We start from the raw sequence: 18,593 nt of genomic DNA on the forward strand, positions 1-18,593 counted from the left end.
GGCGGCTCTCAGCGCGAGTAGACGTTCAGCGCGGGGAAGAAGTAGGCGATTTCGACAGCGGCGGTTTCCGGCGCGTCCGAGCCATGCACGGCATTGGCGTCGATCGAATCGGCGAAATCGGCGCGGATGGTGCCCGGCGCGGCCTTCTTCGGGTCAGTGGCGCCCATCAGGTCGCGATTCTTGAGGATGGCGCCTTCGCCTTCCAGCACCTGGATCATCACCGGGCCGGAAATCATGAAATCGACCAGATCCTTGAAGAACGGACGCTCGCGGTGCACGGCATAGAAGCCTTCGGCCTCGGCGCGCGACAGCTGGGTCATGCGCGATGCGGCGATCTTCAGACCCGCGTCCTCAAAGCGCTGATAGATCTTGCCGATAACGTTCTTGGCGACGGCGTCGGGCTTGATGATCGAAAGGGTGCGTTCTGCTGCCATGGTGAATCTCCGGAAAAATGCTGCGGGACGTAGAAGGACAACCATAGAGTGTAGCAAGACCGGGGCCACAAGTCTTCGCCCTTGACGTCAGGGATTGGCGTCCCGGCTGTCCGATGGCGTCTTCTGCTTCAGGAGGTTATCGAAGTTTCAGTAATTACTGAAATTTGATGTACATTAACGAAACCGCAATCAGCCCTTGCAATCCACACGTCCATGACACCCCTCGTACAGAGCTTTGTCGGCCACTTCGGCGAGATGGGCAGCCGCTGGGGCATCAATCGCACGGTCGGCCAGATCTACGCGCTGATCTTCGTGTCGCCGACTGCGCTGTGCGCCGACGAGATTGCGGACACGCTCGGCTGTTCACGCTCGAATGTGAGCATGGGGCTGAAGGAACTTCAGTCCTGGCGGCTGGTGAAGATGAAGCACGTCCCGGGCGACCGGCGGGAATTCTTCGAGGCCCCGACCGATGCCTGGGAAGTATTCCGGACACTGGCCGAAGAACGCCGCCGGCGCGAGATGGAACCGACACTGTCCATGCTGCGCAGCGCGCTGCTTGAAGAGCCGGGCAGCGAAGCCGACCGCATCGCGCAGGAACGCATGCGCAGCATGCACGATCTGATCGACCTGATGAGCACGTGGTTCGACGATGTACAGCGGCTCGATGCCCAGACACTCGCCAAACTGATGCGCATGGGTTCCAAGGTGCAGAAACTGCTGGAACTGACCGGCCAGCTCAAATCCGGCAGCAAGGAGTGACCTGATGGATCTTGATCCCGTCCTGCTGGCGCGCATCCAGTTTGCCGCCAACATCACCTTCCACATCCTGTTTCCGACCATCACGATCGCGCTCGGCTGGATGCTGCTGTTCATGCGCTGGCGCTGGCTGAAGACAAATCAGCGCCCCTGGCTGACGGCCTACCGCTTCTGGACCAAGGTTTTCGCGCTCACTTTCGCGCTGGGCGTGGTCAGTGGCATCACGATGAGCTTCCAGTTCGGTACCAACTGGCCGGGCTTCATGGAAAAGGTCGGAAACATCGCCGGTCCGCTGCTGGGCTTCGAGGTGCTGACCGCCTTCTTCCTTGAGGCGACCTTCCTCGGTGTCATGCTGTTCGGCCATGGACGCGTCAGTGAACGTATACATATGCTGGCCACCTTCCTGGTCGCCTTCGGCACCACGATGAGTGCCTTCTGGATCCTGGTCCTCAATTCATGGATGCAGACGCCGGTCGGCTACGAAATCATCGATGGCGAATTCCACGTGACCAGCTGGCTGGAAATCATCTTCAATCCATCCTTCCCGTGGCGATTCGCGCACATGCTGTTGGCCTCCTTCCTGACCATGTCCTTCCTGGTGGCAGGCGTCTCGGCCTGGCAGGTACTTCGGCGCAAGGCCAACCCGTCCAGTGCGGTGGCGCTGCGTGCCGCACTGACGCTGGCCGCCCTGCTGATTCCGGTGCAGATCGTCGTGGGTGACATGCATGGTCTCAACACCCTGCAGCACCAACCGCAGAAGATCGCTGCGATCGAGGGGGTGTGGGAAACCGAGAAAGGCGCCCCGCTGCTGCTGTTCGCACTGCCGAACGAGGCGGAACGGCGCAACGACCTCGCGATCGGCATTCCGAAGATGGCCTCTTTCATCCTGACCCACGAATGGGACGGCGAACTGAAAGGACTGAACGAGTTCGAGAACCATCCGCCGGTCAAACCCCTGTTCTTCGGCTTCCGCATCATGGTTGCCGTCGGCACGATGATGCTGCTGGTCAGCTGGGTCGGCTGCTGGATACTGCGCCGCCACGGCTGGCAGCCGGAGCGGGCGCCGCGCTGGCTGATTGCGTCGATTGCCGGCATGACCTTCTCCGGCTGGGTGGCCACTGTCGCAGGTTGGTATGTGACCGAAATCGGCCGTCAGCCGTGGATCGTGCAGGGCCTGATCAAGACCGCGGACGTCGCCTCGTCGACGCCTGCGCCCTACATCGCGCTCACGCTGGCCGGCTATCTGATCACGTACGCCGCGCTGATCGCCTGCTACATCGGTGTGCTGCGCTACATGGCTGAAAAGCCGTCCGACACCTACGACCCGGCGCCCACCGGCGGCGCGGCCGTGCTCGGTGGCGCGCAACTGGCGCGCAAGGCAGGTGAAGCATGACCTGGGCCGAGTTTCTGCCGGTCATCTTCATGGGCCTGATGGGCCTGTCGATGTTCCTCTATGTGGTGCTGGATGGTTTCGACCTGGGTGTCGGCATGCTGCTGCATCGCGCCGACGACAGTCAGAAGGACATGATGATTGCGTCCATCGGACCGTTCTGGGACGCCAACGAAACCTGGCTGGTGCTCGGCGTCGGCATTCTGCTGATCGCCTTCCCGAAGGCACACGGTGTCGTCATGACTGCGCTCTATCTGCCGATCGCGCTGATGCTGATCGGGCTGATCCTGCGCGGCGTCGCCTTCGATTTTCGGGTCAAGGCGCAGGACACCCACAAGCCGCTGTGGAACCGCGGCTTCTTCATCGGCTCGACCGTCACGTCGGTGGCGCAGGGCTGGATGCTCGGACGTTTCATCACCGGCTTCGCCGAAGGCGCCGTCTATGACTTGTTCGCGCTGGCCATCGCCATCGCCCTGCCCTGCGCCTACGTGTTGATGGGCGCCAGCTGGCTGGTACTCAAGACGGACGGCGAGCTGCAGCGTCGCGCCGCACAGTGGGGCCGGACTGCCCTGATACCGGTGATCATCGGCATGGGCCTGATCTCGCTGGCCACGCCCTGGGTCAGCAGCACGGTCGCCGAGCGCTGGTTCAGCCTGCCGCAACTGATCGGCCTGCTGCCCATACCGTTCGCCACCTTCGCCTGCTTCGTGGCGCTGTGGTGGACCCTGTCGGGCACGCGCGCGCTGGGCACACTGTGCTGGCTGCCGTTCATCCTGACCATCGGCGTGTTCCTCATGGGGGGGCTGGGCCTGGCCTACAGCCTCTATCCGTATGTCGTGATGGACCGCATCACGATCTGGCAAGCCGCCAGTTCAACGGCTGCCCTCAACCTCATCCTTGCCGGCTGCGCCTTCACGGTGCCGGCCATACTGGGTTACACCTTTTTCGCCCATCGCGTGTTCTGGGGCAAGGCCACCGAACTGCGCTACGGCTGACCGGCTGAGGGGCGGATGCCGTGCGGCATCCGCCCCTCAGCCGCAGCGCAGCATGTCGCGCCTCAGAATCCGGAATTTCTTCGCGCAATCATCTTCCCTGCAGCGTGAAGAAATGCTTCAAGTATCCCGCCGTAGTGTCCGCTAACCACGAATCAACAAGGCGTGCCGATCGCCTTGCTACAGGTTCGCCACAAGCGGACGCATAACGGGGGAATAAAAACATGCTGAACAGCCTTTTCGGGTCGAACTTGCATCAGGAAATCCAGAAGATTGCAGACAACGCATCGCGTGGCGACGGCTACGCCCCTCCGGCCGGAGGGGGCGCACGACAGCGTGCGGTGCTGGGTTCGCTGTCGAATGCGCTGGATGGCCTGAAGAAAGGTTTGCACCACGCGGAAGAGCAGGTTCGGCAGTTGGAAGGCGATCTCGCGGCCACGAAGGCCGAGCTGAATGAAGCACGCGAGGCGGGCGATCAGGCGCGCACGCGCAGCGAAATGATGGCAACGTTGTCCGATGCGGGTTTGTGGGAGGCCACGCCCGGCGACAGCCGCACGCTGGATCTGAAAGCACCTGTCTGGTGGTCCGACACCGTGCGCCACATGCTGGGCTTCGACAGCGAAGCCGACTTTCCGAACCGGCTCGAGAGCTGGTCGAGCCGACTGCACCCGGATGATCGCAAGGCCACTCTGGAGGCACTGAGCCACGCCTGGTGTAACCGTCGTGATGGCAGCTGGCCCGACATGCAGTACCGGATCGCCGCCAAGGATGGCCGCTACCGCTGGATACGCGGCCGCGTCGTGACGGCCTTCGATCCGTCCGGCCAGTCGCTGCGCATTGCCGGATCGCTGACCGACATCACGCAGCGCCGTGAAGACGAAGCCATGCTGGACGTCACGCTGACCCGTTTCACGCTGGCCAGCGAAATGCTCAACGACGGCATCTGGGACCTCGACGTCGTCGCCGGCGACCCGGTCAATCCGTCGAACACCTTCTGGTGGTCGGACCAGTTCCGCCAGCTGGTCGGATTCGAGACCGAAGAGGAGTTTCCGAACGTGCTCGACAGCTGGGCTTCACGTCTTCATCCGGACGAGAAGCAGGCCGTGTTCAAGGCCTTCATCGACCATCTGATGGACCGCAGCGGCCGCACGCCCTACTGCATCGACTACCGGCTGCGCTGCAAGGACAACCAGTACCGCTGGTTCCGCGCCCGTGGCCGTACCCGGCGCGCCGCCGACGGCACGCCGCTGCGTGCGGTTGGCGCGCTGACCAGCATCGACAGCGAACTGAACGAACGTCATCTGCAGGAACTGGAACTGAACCAGCGCCAGCAGCTGAAGGACAACGTGCAGAAGATTCACGAAATCGTCACCACGATCCGCGACATTGCCAGCCAGACGAACCGCCTGGCACTCAATGCGGCCATCGAGGCAGCGCGCGCCGGTGACGCCGGCCGTGGTTTTTCGGTGGTGGCCGACGAGGTGCGCACGCTGTCCGAACGCACGCGCGAAGCGACCGAACAGATTGCCCACATCATTCCGGCGCAGGAAGCCAGCCGCTGAAACAGGCACTCAGGCCGATCGATCCGCGCCTCGCGCGTGGCGGCTACTTGATCGAAAAGTCGGCGCGAGCCGGTGATGCCTTGGCATCACTTGTCTTGTCGCCGGTTTTCGCCACCGTATTCGGCGCAATGACGAACAGCCGTGCGTCATCGATCTTCGCCTGCTGTGCGAGATAGTCCTTCACCGCCTGCGCACGCGCCAGTCCGAGCAGGCGAAGATCTTCATCGCCCACTTCGGTATTGGTGAGCAGGAGTGTTTCCATCTCGCCGACCGGCAGGCTTTTCGTCAGCCCGACAATATTGCGCGGCTTCGGAAACGACGCCGCCTTGTACACCGTCTCCAGCAGATCCGGGTACTCCGCCGGATCAACCACCACCTCGTCGACCGGCACCTTGGTTTTCGCCGCCTTGACCGCCTTCACCTTGTTGTCGAGCAGCGCGCGGCGATACCCCTCGACGTCGGTCGCGCGGTCGGTACGACCGGTGACTTCGATCTTCAGCGCCGGCCGATCGGCCAGCGCCTTGCCGAGCGTATCGAGCTTGCCGCGCGCGGTGTCGCCAAGCGAAGCCCGTCCGGGCTCGAACGCGACATGGTCGAGGTCGGCATCCGAGCCGAACAGCGACCCGAGCAGTGCGAATGGCGATGTGACGGCCTTGACGATCAGGTTCACGATCACCTTCACCACCAGACCACCGATCGAGAACTGTGGATCGGACAGCGAACCGCTGATCGGAAGATTGATGTCGATGACGCCGTTGCGGTCCTTCAGCAGCGACACGGCAAGAAGGATCGGTGCCTTGATCGCGTCCGGACTGTCGACCGGCGCGCCGAAGGTGAGCTGGTCGAGCACGACATTGTTCTGTGCCGTGAGCTGGTCATTCTCGATCTTGTAGGCGATGCTGACGCTCAGCTTGCCCTTCTCGATGCCGTAGCCCACGTACTTGCCCGAGTACGGTGACAGCGGCGCCAGCTCGATGCCGCGCGCATTCGCCTTGATGTCGAGGAACAGCGGCCCGGCCAGCGGATTGATGCGGCCCGTGATGTCGATCGGCGCCGAACCTTCGACCACGCCGCGCAGTTCGACTTCGCCTGCGGTACCCGACTTCGAACTGAGGCCGGACACCCGTCCGCCGAGCTTCGAGAGTTGCGCGCGGTAATTCGGCTTGATGAAGAAATCGCTGAAATCGACCTGTCCGCCCTGCAGTACGATCGTCTTCACGTCGACCGGCGGCCGCGCTGCATCGATCATCCTTGCCAGCGCTGCGCCCTGGGAGGCCGGTGGCTTGGGCGGCGCCGGCGGCGCGGCAGCGACCGGAGGGGCCGGTGGCGCTACGGACGTGGGGGCGCTGGCAGGCTGCTTGACGATATCCTGCAGATTAAGGCGGCCCTCTTTCGAAAGGATGATGCGGGCGAAGTAATCGGACAGCGCAACCTCGCCGACCGACAGCGACGACAGCAGATCGGGTTTGCTGCTGTCGAGCTTCAATGCCACCGCACCGATGAACAGCGTGCGCCACTTCAGCAGGTCGGAGGCATGGATCTTGTCGGTCAGATGTACATCGGCCACCGTCGTCTCGCCGTTCCACGACAGGGACCAGGTCCCTGCCGGCGCAACCTGCACGCCCAGATCACCGCGCAGGCTGATATTGCCGCGGAGCAATTCGGCGTTGAGCCGCTCGGCCATCCAGGGTTGTCCGGCCAGCAGGTCAAGACGTCGCGCGTCCAGTTTGAGGCTGGCCGACACCGGCTGCATCGAAAAGCCGCCGCGCGCACCGAACAGGCCGCCCGCCGCGTCGCGGAACGCCAGGTCGATACGCGACTTCAGGGTCTTGTCGGTGCCGATGTTGTCCACCGTCAGCGCGATCTTGTCCAGTTCGACCACACCGGGCTTGGCCAGCGTGCGGTCCTCGAACCGGACCGCACCCTCCTTCATGCGGAAAGCGCCGAGCAAGGCGCTCCAAGGCGCACCGTTCGGCTGAGGGTCGCCTGCAGTCGATGCCGCTGTCACGGGCGGGGACGACGCCGTGACAAGTCCTGCGAGATCGATGTTGCCATCGGCTTCACGCGCAGCGCGCAGCTTCGGATGCACGATATCGAACGCGTCCGCCTTCACTGTTCGGGCCGCCAGATCCATTGTCGCGCCGGACAGCACGATGTCGTCTGCCTGCACGAAAGGCTGCTTGGCGCCCTTGCGCACCAGCTTGAGCCCGCCCACCCCCGCTTCGGTCACCGTCACTTCACCCTGCGGCACGCCCTCGACCAGCGCGATCTTCAGCTTCGCGCCGAGCCGCGCCTGCGCCTGCTCGATCACGAAGTCGAGCGATGCCGGCAGATAGCCGGCAAAGCGCGGGATATCCAGGCTTGCAATGGACAGCTCCCCGTCGGCAGTCATTGTCGCGGCCGTCACACGGGCATCGACTTTGATCTGCAGGCCGCCATCGCCCTTCGCGTCCACCACCAGCGTGGCCGGCGCTTCGCCCTGCAGCGAAAAGTCGCGCAGCACGACGTCGATCGGTTCAACGACGAAGGCGAACGGGCGTACCGGCACCGCATCGATGACGCCGATGCGTGCCTGCACCACTTCGAGCAGCGTGATCCTGATGTCCGGCTTCGTGGCGGCCGCGGCGTCGGCCGGGGCGATATCGGACGGCTCCGTCCCGCCCGAGGGCATCAGCGACAACAGGTTGAGGCGACCGTCCTTGGCACGCGCGACATCGATGTCCGGTTGGTCGATGCGGACGCTGGCGATATCGACCTTGCCGATCAGCGGTTCAATCTCGTTCAGCACGACGTCGAGCGCCGGCAGCTTGATCAGCGCGGCACCGGCCTTGTCGTCAAGTCTGAAATCATGCAGCCCCAGCGTGCCACGCAGCGTGATGCGCGGCTCGCCCTTCAGTGGCTGCCGGAAACCGATCTCGATGTCGGTATCGAGTGTGCCGGTGGCGATGCGGAAGTCCAGCGGTACCGGCGAGTATTCGTCGCTTCGCGCCAGATCAAGCGCCTTCAGTTCCAGTTTGAGCGTCGCTTCGCGCTCGTCGGTGAAGGGGCGTACCTTGCCCTGCAGCGCAAACGCGGCATCGTTAACACGCGCGGAAATCGAAGGCTCGACGTGAAGCGCAATGTCGGAGGGCAGATTCGACACGAAAGGCAGGCCGATCTCGATCCCGCTGATCGTGTGCTGTCGCCCCAGAGGCTGGTCATCGATGTCGATGTGGCCGCCGCGCAGCACGATGTTGTTGATCGAGAAGCGCGCCGGTTCGTCATCGGTCGAGGGCTGGTCGAGAATCTTGTTCAGCACGTCGCTGAAGTTGTAGGTCGATGCATCGATGCGTGCGAGACGAATGCGCGGCTGATCGATCTCTACCGAGCGAACGATCGGCGCACCACGGAACAGCGAAGACCACTCGACATCCACCGCCAGCCGGGCAAGGCTGAGTGCCTCGGTTTCCTCGTTCGACTCCAGGATGCGCAAGCCGGCCAGCGACAGTTCAAGCGTGTAGGGATTGATCGATACTTCTTTCAGCGTGACCTGCCGGCCGAGAAATTCCGAGCCATGCTTTTCCGCCAGTGACCGCACGATGTGCGGCGCTGCAAAGAAGCCGAACAGGCCGAACAACACAAGAAAAATGATCAATCCGATCAGTGTCTTGCGAAGGCGTGGGCGGGATTCGAGAATCTGGACAGGCATGCGGCATCCGTCAGGTACAGGGAAAGCGGAGCGTATCACCGCACAGCGCTCGCGGCGCTCCGTGCGCCTGCGAGGATCGACGCCATGGACGCGCTAAAGTGCAGGCGGAAGCGGGCCGATAACCCCTACGAATCCCTTCCTCCCGGGCACGCCGCCGTTCATGTCAGATCTCATCGGATCAGTCGCCAATCTCACCGGATACCGCGACCGTGATCTCATTGACAGTACCTTCGTTTCGGTGCTCGGGGACTGGCTCGACCCGCTGCGTCTGAATCTGTATCGCTGCGTCGGCGACGGATCGGACCTGCGCCTGCTGTTGCAGGCCGGTATGGAAAAAGGTCAGGGCATGGTTGCGGCCGACCCTTCCTGGACGCCGCTCGAAGCGCTGCCACAACTGTCGTCGCGCCCCCAGTTCGAGCAGGCTTTCGCACAGGACGAGCCGCTGCTCGATCTGCCGCTGCGCGACGACGAGGGTCCGTGGCTCAATCTTTTTGCCGTCTGGGCGGGGCCGCGACGTTTCGGCATCATCGAGCTGATCAGCGAACAGCCACTGTTGCCGGTGCAGCTGCGTCTGGTGAGCGGCCTGCTGAAGATCTATCGCAACCAGATCACGCTGCTCGATTACAGCGAACGCGACAGCCTGACAGGCCTGCTGAACCGAAAGACCTTTGACGAACAGTTCCTGAAATGCATTGAACCGACCAAGGACGACAGGTCCTTGTCTTGGTGGCTGGGCGTCATCGACATCGACCATTTCAAGCTGGTGAATGACAATTTCGGCCACCTGATCGGCGACGAAGTGTTGCTGCTGGTTGCGCGCCTGCTGCGCAGCGCATTTCGTCAGAGCGAACAGCTTTATCGCTTCGGCGGCGAGGAGTTCATCGTGCTGTTGCGCGCCGAGCATGAAGGTGAAGCCATGCTCGCCTTCGAGTTCTTCCGCGAACAGCTCGCCGCCTTCAGCTTCCCGCAGGTCGGCACGGTCACCGCGAGCGTCGGATTCACGCGCGTCCGCGCAATGGACAATGCAAGCAGCGCTGTGGACCGTGGTGACCGCGCCGTGTATCACGCGAAGAAGCACGGCCGCAATCAGGTGCATTCGCACGAGGCGTTGCTGCGCAGCGACGAAGTGCTCGAGGTCGACAACTGCGGCGCTATCGAACTGTTCTGAATCGGCGGGAACGATCATCCGCAACGGTCCGAACACTCAACAGAACCGAAACCGCAAAGACCGACAAGAAAAACCAAAATGAACAACCGAAAAGAAAAGGGCCGCATGCGCGGCCCTTTCTTTGACCGAAGCGCATGCTGCGCCCCGGTTATTGCTGGCGGAGTGGACGGGACTCGAACCCGCGACCCCCGGCGTGACAGGCCGGTATTCTAACCAACTGAACTACCACTCCTTGTTGGTGCCGGCACTAGCATTTCCGGACTCACTTGACTGACCAGCGGAATCACTGGCGTCCCCACGGGGATTCGAACCCCGGTACCTACCGTGAAAGGGTAGTGTCCTAGGCCTCTAGACGATGGGGACCTAGTTTTTGCTTCTGCTGCTGTTTCTCTTTCGCCTGGTGGAGGTAAGCGGGATCGAACCGCTGACCTCTTGCATGCCATGCAAGCGCTCTCCCAGCTGAGCTATACCCCCGTCGAAAGAGACGCGCATTATAAGCAGTCCGGGCGCTTTGTAAAGTGAGCCAGGCGATTATTTTTGCCTGATCCCCGCCTACATTCCAGATGCGTAGCGCTTCCGCATATTGCGGCAGTATGCCTTCAGGTGAAAGGGGGTGGCAGCAGCTTCCCGGGATTCATCAGCGCTTGCGGATCGAGCGCATGTTTCACTGCGCGCATCAGGTCGAGCTCGACCGGACTTTTGCACGCGGCCAGCAGCGTTGGCTTGAGCTGGCCGATACCGTGTTCGGCGGATATCGACCCCGCCAGCGCGCGTACCGTTTCGTAGACGAGTGTGTTGGCTGTTTCTGCGTCGGCCATCAGCCGCGCGTTGTCGTCCGCCTGCGGGAAGGACAGGTTGTAGTGCAGGTTGCCATCGCCGGCATGGCCGAACACCACGATACGTATGCCGGGCAGCGCCTGCGCGATGCGTTTCCCGGCCTGGTCGATGAAACACGGAATCGCGCTGACCGGGACACTGATGTCGTGCTTCACGCTGAAACCCTCGATGCGCTGTGCTTCGGAGATATTCTCGCGCAGCGCCCACAGTGCAGCCGCTTGCGAAAGATCCTGTGCGATCACCGCGTCGCGCATGACACCCTGCTCCATCAGAGCGCCCAGCAGCGCACCCAGGCGTTCATCGAGCCCGGGCTGATTGCCAGACAGCTCGATCAGCGCATACCAGGGCGAAACGCCAGGCAAGGGGTCACGCGTGGCGGGCAGGTGCTTGAGTACCAGCGTCAGCGCCTCGCGCCCGACCAGTTCGAAGGCGTTCAGCACATCGCTTGCCTGTGCGCGCAGATGCGCCAGCACATCGATGCCGCGTTGCGCATCCTCCAGCGCCACCCAGGCCAGTGCCGAATGCGCCGGCAACGGCGACAGCTTCAGCACGGCAGCGCTGATGAAGCCCAGCGTGCCCTCGGCGCCGATGAACAGGTGTTTGAGGTCGTAGCCGGTATTGTCCTTGCGCAAGGCGCGCAGGCCGTCCCACACACGACCGTCTGGCAGCACGACTTCCAGCCCGAGTACCTGATCGCGCGCATTGCCATGACGCAACACATGTACGCCACCTGCGTTGGTCGACAGGTTGCCGCCGATTTCGCATGAGCCTTCCGATGCGAGACTGAGCGGAAACAACAGGCCCGCGTCGCGTGCCGCCGCCTGAACGGACACCAGCTTGCAGCCGGCTTCGACCGTGATCGACGCATTGTCGCGGTCCAGCGTGCGGATACGGTTCAGGCGCGACAGATTGACCAGCACCTCGCCCTGCCCTGCGCGGGGCGTTGCGCCGCCGCACAGGCCGGTGTTACCGCCCTGCGGCACCATGGGCAGCCCGGCGTCGGCACACAGTCGCACCACGCGAGACAGTTCTTCCGTCGTTGCCGGGCGCACGACGCACAGCGCATCACCGGTGTAGCGGCCGCGCCAGTCGGTCAGGTGCGGGGCGGTATCGGCGGCGGCTGTCAGCACGTGTGCGTCGCCGACGAGATCGCGCAACCCGGCGAGCGCGTCAGCGAGGCGCTCGCGCTCCATCGTCAGTCCTCGATGACCAGCTCGGCATACAGGTCATGCACGTCGCAGTCGGTGATGCGTACGCGTACGAAGTCGCCGACATCGAGGTCCTGACCGTCGAGGATGTGCACCAGACCGTCGATGTCAGGTGCGTCGCCCTCGCTGCGCGCCACGGCGCCATCTTCATCCACTTCGTCGACCAGCACGATCATTTCGCGATCGATCTTCTCTTCTAGCCGCTGCGTGCTGATGTCTTCCTGAAACTCCATCAGACGCTGCCTGCGCTCTTCGCGCACCTCTTCCGGCACCGCGCCCGGAAGGTCGTTGGCGGTCGCGCCATCAACCGGGGAATAGGCGAAACAGCCGACGCGGTCCAGCCGCGCCTCGCCGAGGAACTGCAGCAACTCTTCGAACTCGGCGTCCGTTTCGCCCGGAAAGCCCGCGATGAAGGTGCTGCGTATCGTGATGTCCGGACAGATTTCGCGCCACGCGCGGATGCGTTCCAGATTGTTCTCTGCGTTGGCCGGCCGCTTCATGGCCTTCAGGATGCGCGGGCTGGCGTGCTGGAACGGCACGTCGAGATAGGGAAGTATCTTGCCCTCTGCCATCAGCGGCAGGATGTCGTCGACATGCGGATACGGGTATACATAATGCATGCGCACCCAGATGCCCAGTTCGCCGAGCGCACTCGCCAGATCGTACAGCTTGGTGCGCAGCGGCTTGCCGCCCCAGAAGCCGGTGCGGTACTTCACATCGACGCCATAGGCACTGGTGTCCTGCGACACGATCAGCAGTTCGCGCACGCCGGCGTCGCGCAGTGTTTCGGCTTCGCGCATGACGTCGCCGATCGGCCGGCTGACCAGATCGCCGCGCATCGACGGAATGATGCAGAAGCTGCAGCGGTGGTTGCAGCCTTCGGAAATCTTCAGATAGGCATAGTGCGACGGCGTCAGGCGGATGCCCTGAGGCGGCACCAGATCGGTGAACGGGTCATGCGGCTTGGGGAGATGGCGATGCACCGCATTCATGACCTCCTCGGTCGCGTGCGGACCGGTCACGGCCAGTACCTGCGGGTGCGTTTCCAGCACCTGCTGGCGCTTCGGACCTTCGGCGCCCATGCAGCCGGTCACGATGACCTTGCCGTTCTCGGCCAGCGCCTCGCCGATTGCATCGAGCGACTCCTCGACCGCGGCATCAATGAAGCCACAGGTGTTCACCACGACGATGTCCGCACCGTCGTAGGTCGGTGAAATGTCGTAGCCCTCGGAGCGCAGCCGGGTCAGGATGGATTCGGAGTCTACCGTGGCCTTGGGACACCCCAGGCTGAGGAAGCCCACACTCGGATTCTTGCTCATGAAGCACTCGATAGGAAATCAACGCGCAAGTATACCGCCCCGCCCGTCCCGGACCGGCGATCGGACGTGGTCGATCATGTCGAGCGGCAAATCGGCGCGGGGTGGCATCGAATCAAGGCGGCGAAAACCCATCGATCCGAGCATGCGGAGCGACGTCAGATTGTCGCGATGCACTGCAGCATGCACGGGCCGTTCGTCGCCCAGACCGGCGAGAAACCCGAGGGCGGACAGACAGGCTTCGCGAGCAAATCCGTGCCCCCAATGCGCCCGGGCGAGGAAGTAGCCGATCTGCAGATCGCCGTTGCGCCGTTGCCCGAGTTGCAGGAAGCCGACCGGTTCGCCCGTTCTGAGCCGGATCACGTGCTTGATGCGGTGCGCGTCGTTGGCGACCACGCTGCGCACCCAGCGCCCGGCATCGAATGGCTGCGGAATGTCCGGGATGTACCGGAAAATCGACGCGTCGGCCGCGATCAGCGCAAGATCGGATGCGTCGTCGTGCGTCATCGGCACCAGCACCAGCCGATCGGCGAGCAGGCAGGCGTTGATCAACGCGGCCGCTCCGTAAACAAAAGAGCCGATCCTGCGGATCGGCTCTGAGTGGTTCGCACCATCTTTCGTTGCCGCTTACTTGGTCGGCGGCGGACCCTTGTCGCCACTTTGCGGCGGCGTGAAGCCTGGAAACTTGAAGCCGGACATCATGGAGCGCGTCTGTTGTTCGATCTGTTCCTGCATCTGCACGAACATGCGCTTGCTCTGTTCCATGTAGGCGCCCATCATGCTTTGCATGGCAGGGCCCTGGAAGTTCAGGAACTGTGCCCACAGATCCTTGCTCATGGCGTTGTTGTCGCCATAAATGGCGCGCGCCTGATCCTGAAGCTTGGACTGTACGTCGGTGAAGGCCTTGATGTTGCCTTCCAGATATTTGCCCATCATGCCCTGCATCGCATTGCCATAGAAGCGGATCATCTGCGACAGCAGGTCCGACGTGAACATCGGCACGCCTTCACTCTCTTCTTCGATGATGATCTGAAGCAGGATGCTGCGCGTCAGGTCGTCGCCGGTCTTCGCATCGACCACCTGGAATTCCGCGTTCTCGAGGACCAGTTCCTTCACATCGGACAACGTGATGTAGGAACTCGTGCGGGTGTCGTAAAGCCGGCGGTTGGGGTATTTCTTGATCAGCCTGTGGGTGGAACTGGTCCCCTCGCGGCTTTGCGAAACGCTCATTGTGTCCTGTCCTTGCTCGTTGGCTCTTCGTCGGGACGGTGGGTTCCGTCCGCAACATTTTTGATCATACAGCAAGCAAAGGCCTTATGCGGCAGTGCCGCATAAGGCCTTTGGCTCAATACTTAGCGCAACAATTCTTTACGCTCTAAACTTACTGGTAATACAGCCCGCCGTTGATGTTCAGCGTTGCGCCGGTCACGTAGCCTGCCAGTTCCGACGCAAGATAGGATACCGCCGCACCGATCTCTTCCGGCTTGCCCAGACGCTTCATCGGCACCGAGTCGATGATGCTCTGACGGATATCGTCGCGGATCGACATGACCATTTCAGTGCCGACGTAGCCCGGCGAAATGGCATTGACGGTGACGCCCTTGGTGGCCATTTCAGCCGCCAGCGCCTTGGTGAAGCCGATCACGCCGGCCTTGGCGGCCGAGTAGTTCGTCTGACCTGCCTGACCCTTGACGCCATTGACCGACGAAATGTTGATGATGCGTCCCCAGCCACGCTCGGCCATGCGGCCGGCAACCTGATGGGTCACGTTGAACAGGCTGTCGAGATTGGTGGTCAGCACGGCGTCCCACTGACCCTTGTCCATCTTCGAAAAGAACTTGTCGCGGGTGATGCCGGCGTTGTTGACGACGACGTCAACGGGTCCGAAATCCTGCTCGACCTTTTCGATCATGGCCTTGCAGGACTCGTAGTCCGACACGTCACCTTCGGCAGCCTTCAGGTCAAAACCTTCCGTCTGCATCTTCGTCAGCCATTCGTCCTTCTGCGGGAAACCCGGCAGACAGTTGGCCACCACGGTGTAGCCGTCCTTTGCCAGTGCCTTGCAGATTGCGGTTCCCAGGCCGCCCATACCGCCAGTTACCAGCGCCACTCTTTTCGTCATCACTCATCTCCCAGCCAGCTGCGTCAGTGAGCTTCCACCCCCGCCGGACGGGGTGGAAGTTTTGCGCGGACATCCGCGCTGGCGGTCAGGCCATATGCTGACCACCGTTGATTGCAATATTGGCGCCGGTGACGAAAGCGGCTTCGTCCGACGCCAGATAGGCCACCAGGCCTGCAATTTCTTCCGGTTTTCCCAGACGCGACACCGGAATCTGCGGCAGGATCTTGCTGTCGAGAATCTCCTGCGGAATCGCCATCACCATCTTGGTGCCGATGTAGCCCGGCGAAATCGTGTTGACGGTCACGCCATTGCGCGCCACTTCGAGCGCCAGCGCCTTGGTGAAGCCATGCATGCCGGCCTTGGCGGCCGAGTAGTTGGTCTGTCCGAAGGCGCCCTTCGAACCATTCACCGACGACACATTGATGACGCGACCCCATTTGCGCTCGGTCATGCCGTCGATGACCTGCTTCGTCATGTTGAAGCAGGAGTCGAGATTGGTCGAAATCACCACTTTCCAGTCCGCCGCTGTCATCTTCTTGAACGTCATGTCGCGCGTGATGCCGGCGTTGTTCACCAGCACATCCACCGGCCCCACTTCCCGGGTCACGGTTTCCACGCACGCCTTGCACGAATCGAAATCCGACACATCGCACGCGTAGGCCTTGAATCCATAGCCCATGTTGTTCATCGCCTGCAGCCATTCGGCTGCCTTCGTATTGCCCGGGCTGTGCGTGGTGACCACGCGGAAACCCAGTGCAGCGAGCTTGATGCAGACCGCTTCACCCAGTCCGCCCATGCCGCCTGTTACCAGTGCAACTCTTGCCATGCTTGTCTCCTCCATTTTTTTGAGGGTATTTCGCTGCCGCGGCCCCCCTCCTTTAAGGCCGCCATTTCTCAAGTCGTTGCGAGCCCTTTCACGTACCGGCCGGGCGCCGCTTCAATGACGGCGTATCTTGCATTTCCGGGGGCTTTCGGCGCGGCGACCTTCTTGCCGGACTTGCCCGCCAGCCACACGGCATAGTGCTTCCACCAGCTGCCCGGATTTTCGGTCGCGCCCGCCCGCCATTCCAGCGCGGTCGATGCATCGCCGCCAGTCCAGTGCGAGCGCTTGTCCTTCGAAACCGGATTGATCGTGCCGGCAACATGGCCGCTCGCGCCGAGCACAAAGGTGGTGTCGCCGCCGAGCAGACCGCGCGCCAGATAGGCGCCGGTCCAGGGCACGATGTGATCTTCCGATGTGGCAAGCAGGTAGGCCGGCATGTCGACCTTGCCCAGATCGAGCCGCACGCCGAGTACCTCGAGCTTGCCCGGCACGCGCAGGCTGTTTTCCAGATACAGGTTGCGCAGATACCAGGTCAGGAAGGGCCCGGGCAGATTCGTGCTGTCGCAGTTCCAGTGCAGGATGTCGAAAGGCGGCGGTGTTTCGCCCTTGAGGTAGTTGCCGACCACGTAATTCCAGATCAGGTCGTTCGGCCGCAGGCTGCTGAAGGTCTGCGCCAGTTCGCGCCCGGGCAGCACGCCACCGCGTCCAATGGTCGCTTCGCGCGCGGCCACCATGCCTTCGTCGATCAGGCAGGCGAGTTCGCCGGCATCGGAAAAGTCGAGCAGCGTTGTCAGCAAGGCCATGCTGGCTGCCGGTTTCTCGCCACGACCGCAGGCCACGGCGAGCGCCGAGGCCAGAATGGTGCCGCCGACGCAGAAACCCAGCGTGTTCGGCTGTGCGTCACCCGTGATGTCGCGTACGACATCCAGCGCCGTCAGCGGGCCGAGACTGAGGTAATTTTCCCAGGTCAGGTTGCCCATCGAATCGTCCGGATTCCGCCACGACACGAGGAAAACCGTGAAGCCCTGTTCGACCAGGTAGCGCACCAGCGAGTTTTCCGGCTGCAGGTCCATCAGGTAGTACTTGTTGATGCAGGGCGGAATGATCAGCAGCGGCTTCGCATGCACCTTGGCGGTCAGCGGCGCGTACTGGATCAGCTGTATCAGCGTGTTCTCGAACACCACCGAACCCGGCGTCACGGCCAGATTCCTGCCGACCTCGAAGGCGCCCGGTGCCGACATCGAAATGTAGCCCTGCTGCAGATCGCGCAACAGGTTTTCCATGCCCTTGCGGATGCTTTCGCCTTCGGTGCGCAGTGCCGTCTGGATGAATTCGGGGTTGGTCGCGGCGAAATTCGCCGGCGACATCGCCTCGATCATCTGCTTCGACAGATAGCGCATGCGCTCCTTGGCACGGCCGTCGGCCACCGGCGTGGCCTCGATGCACTCGCGCATGAAGGCTGCGTTCAGCGCATAAGCCTGGCGCAGATAGTCGAAGTACGGGCTCTCCGACCATTCCGGCGCACGGAAGCGACGATCCGACGGATCCATCGTGACGACAGGGGTGCCCGGTTCATCGGGTTTGCGTTGTGCAAAGGCCTGCCAGAGCTGATGCTGGCTGTTCAGCCACTGCTGGTGCAGGGCGTTGAAGCGCTCCGCCTCGGGCGGGGGAAAACCGATCGTCGGAAAAGGTGTCTGAGTGGCGGCGGCGCGGGCAGCGTCCGGAATCTGCTGGCGTGCCATGAAGTCGCTGAAGGTGCGGCTCATGGCAGTCATGATGGACATCCAGTCCTGGGTCTGTGCGCCGGACGGCGGCACTGATGAAGACCCGGGCGTTGCCGATTCGCTGCTCATCTAATTCGATTCCTGTCGTTCCTGATGTACCCAGATGCGCGGCAAGCAACGGTAAGCTGCAGCGCCATCGGATACGGATATACGGCTACCGAGCATAGCAGCGGCAACTTGAAAGGACCTGTCTTCCGGTCCGGCATTGCATGAACGCAGCACGATTACCTCAATTACCTCTCGCAACATTCAGCCTTCTCGAGAATTGTTGCATCGCACAAAAACTGTGTCAATCCCGGAATGCGGAAGGAGTCACACCGGATGTACATCGTCGCAATCGCCTGGATCTACGTCGTGCTGATGATGTCGATCACCGAACAGTCAGTCATCGCCGGCATCATGACCTTTGTTTTCTACGGTCTGGCGCCGCTGGCTCTTTTCCTGTGGATTTTCGGCACGCCGGCCCGACGGCGCACCGCGCACCGCAAGGCGCTGCTCGCGCAGGCCGAAGCT

Annotated in this window: 14 protein-coding genes and 3 tRNA genes; 5 read left to right on the top strand and 12 right to left on the bottom strand. The window is 62.5% G+C overall.

Features of this window, described 5'->3' with window-relative positions; genetic code table 11:
- Nucleotides 1-8: 8 nt before the first annotated feature.
- The gene (ndk, locus tag ACTIFF_RS07910) at nt 9-434 is read right to left on the bottom strand and encodes a nucleoside-diphosphate kinase (RefSeq protein ID WP_069037375.1); all 426 of its coding nucleotides are present in this window, start codon (nt 432-434) and stop codon (nt 9-11) included.
- Nucleotides 435-647: 213 nt separating this feature from the next.
- Here ndk and ACTIFF_RS07915 point away from each other — a divergent pair, with 213 nt between their 5' ends.
- From ACTIFF_RS07915 to ACTIFF_RS07930, 4 genes are all read left to right on the top strand, one after another.
- Nucleotides 648-1,193, top strand: coding sequence for a GbsR/MarR family transcriptional regulator (locus ACTIFF_RS07915; RefSeq protein ID WP_439536334.1), 546 nt, complete (start codon nt 648-650; stop codon nt 1,191-1,193).
- A gap of 4 nt (nt 1,194-1,197) precedes the next feature.
- Nucleotides 1,198-2,583 carry a cytochrome ubiquinol oxidase subunit I gene (locus ACTIFF_RS07920; protein WP_439536335.1) on the top strand — a complete coding sequence of 462 codons (1,386 nt, stop codon included), beginning with the start codon at nt 1,198-1,200 and terminating at the stop codon, nt 2,581-2,583.
- On the top strand, nt 2,580-3,575 hold the full coding sequence (locus tag ACTIFF_RS07925; protein ID WP_439536336.1) for a cytochrome d ubiquinol oxidase subunit II: 996 nt from the start codon (nt 2,580-2,582) through the stop codon (nt 3,573-3,575). The genes ACTIFF_RS07920 and ACTIFF_RS07925 overlap by 4 nt, the downstream gene beginning before the upstream one ends.
- A gap of 221 nt (nt 3,576-3,796) precedes the next feature.
- On the top strand, nt 3,797-5,134 hold the full coding sequence (locus ACTIFF_RS07930) for a methyl-accepting chemotaxis protein (RefSeq protein WP_439536337.1): 1,338 nt from the start codon (nt 3,797-3,799) through the stop codon (nt 5,132-5,134).
- 43 nt (nt 5,135-5,177) lie between these two features.
- Here ACTIFF_RS07930 and ACTIFF_RS07935 read toward each other — a convergent pair whose 3' ends face one another.
- Nucleotides 5,178-8,822 carry a DUF748 domain-containing protein gene (locus ACTIFF_RS07935; protein WP_439536338.1) on the bottom strand — a complete coding sequence of 1,215 codons (3,645 nt, stop codon included), beginning with the start codon at nt 8,820-8,822 and terminating at the stop codon, nt 5,178-5,180.
- A gap of 160 nt (nt 8,823-8,982) precedes the next feature.
- Here ACTIFF_RS07935 and ACTIFF_RS07940 point away from each other — a divergent pair, with 160 nt between their 5' ends.
- Nucleotides 8,983-9,990 carry a GGDEF domain-containing protein gene (locus tag ACTIFF_RS07940; RefSeq protein ID WP_439536339.1) on the top strand — a complete coding sequence of 336 codons (1,008 nt, stop codon included), beginning with the start codon at nt 8,983-8,985 and terminating at the stop codon, nt 9,988-9,990.
- A 155-nt stretch (nt 9,991-10,145) separates the two neighbouring features.
- On the opposite strand, the gene ACTIFF_RS07945 is transcribed toward ACTIFF_RS07940, so the two are convergent.
- The 10 genes from ACTIFF_RS07945 to phaC all read right to left on the bottom strand — a co-directional run bounded on the left by ACTIFF_RS07945 (nt 10,146) and on the right by phaC (nt 18,071).
- Nucleotides 10,146-10,222, bottom strand: a tRNA-Asp gene (locus ACTIFF_RS07945).
- Between the two features lie 55 nt (nt 10,223-10,277).
- Nucleotides 10,278-10,353: transfer RNA gene (locus ACTIFF_RS07950), tRNA-Glu, on the bottom strand.
- A 35-nt stretch (nt 10,354-10,388) separates the two neighbouring features.
- A tRNA-Ala gene (locus ACTIFF_RS07955) sits at nt 10,389-10,464 on the bottom strand.
- Nucleotides 10,465-10,589: 125 nt separating this feature from the next.
- Nucleotides 10,590-12,020, bottom strand: coding sequence for an FAD-binding oxidoreductase (locus ACTIFF_RS07960; RefSeq protein WP_439536340.1), 1,431 nt, complete (start codon nt 12,018-12,020; stop codon nt 10,590-10,592).
- A gap of 2 nt (nt 12,021-12,022) precedes the next feature.
- A complete protein-coding gene (gene rimO / locus ACTIFF_RS07965; RefSeq protein ID WP_439536341.1) occupies nt 12,023-13,354 on the bottom strand; it encodes a 30S ribosomal protein S12 methylthiotransferase RimO in 1,332 nt (443 codons plus the stop codon).
- An 18-nt stretch (nt 13,355-13,372) separates the two neighbouring features.
- On the bottom strand, nt 13,373-13,903 hold the full coding sequence (locus ACTIFF_RS07970; RefSeq protein WP_439536342.1) for a GNAT family N-acetyltransferase: 531 nt from the start codon (nt 13,901-13,903) through the stop codon (nt 13,373-13,375).
- Between the two features lie 75 nt (nt 13,904-13,978).
- A complete protein-coding gene (phaR, locus tag ACTIFF_RS07975) occupies nt 13,979-14,581 on the bottom strand; it encodes a polyhydroxyalkanoate synthesis repressor PhaR (protein WP_257093547.1) in 603 nt (200 codons plus the stop codon).
- 151 nt (nt 14,582-14,732) lie between these two features.
- On the bottom strand, nt 14,733-15,473 hold the full coding sequence (locus ACTIFF_RS07980) for a beta-ketoacyl-ACP reductase (protein WP_069037385.1): 741 nt from the start codon (nt 15,471-15,473) through the stop codon (nt 14,733-14,735).
- A gap of 85 nt (nt 15,474-15,558) precedes the next feature.
- Nucleotides 15,559-16,299, bottom strand: a complete 741-nt coding sequence (gene phbB / locus ACTIFF_RS07985; protein ID WP_257078448.1) for an acetoacetyl-CoA reductase — start codon at nt 16,297-16,299, stop codon at nt 15,559-15,561.
- Between the two features lie 68 nt (nt 16,300-16,367).
- The gene (gene phaC, locus ACTIFF_RS07990) at nt 16,368-18,071 is read right to left on the bottom strand and encodes a class I poly(R)-hydroxyalkanoic acid synthase (protein WP_439536343.1); all 1,704 of its coding nucleotides are present in this window, start codon (nt 18,069-18,071) and stop codon (nt 16,368-16,370) included.
- Nucleotides 18,072-18,593: the final 522 nt, after the last annotated feature.

It is taken from the genome of Methyloversatilis sp., from assembly GCF_051861465.1.
In the GTDB taxonomy this organism is placed as follows: domain Bacteria; phylum Pseudomonadota; class Gammaproteobacteria; order Burkholderiales; family Rhodocyclaceae; genus Methyloversatilis.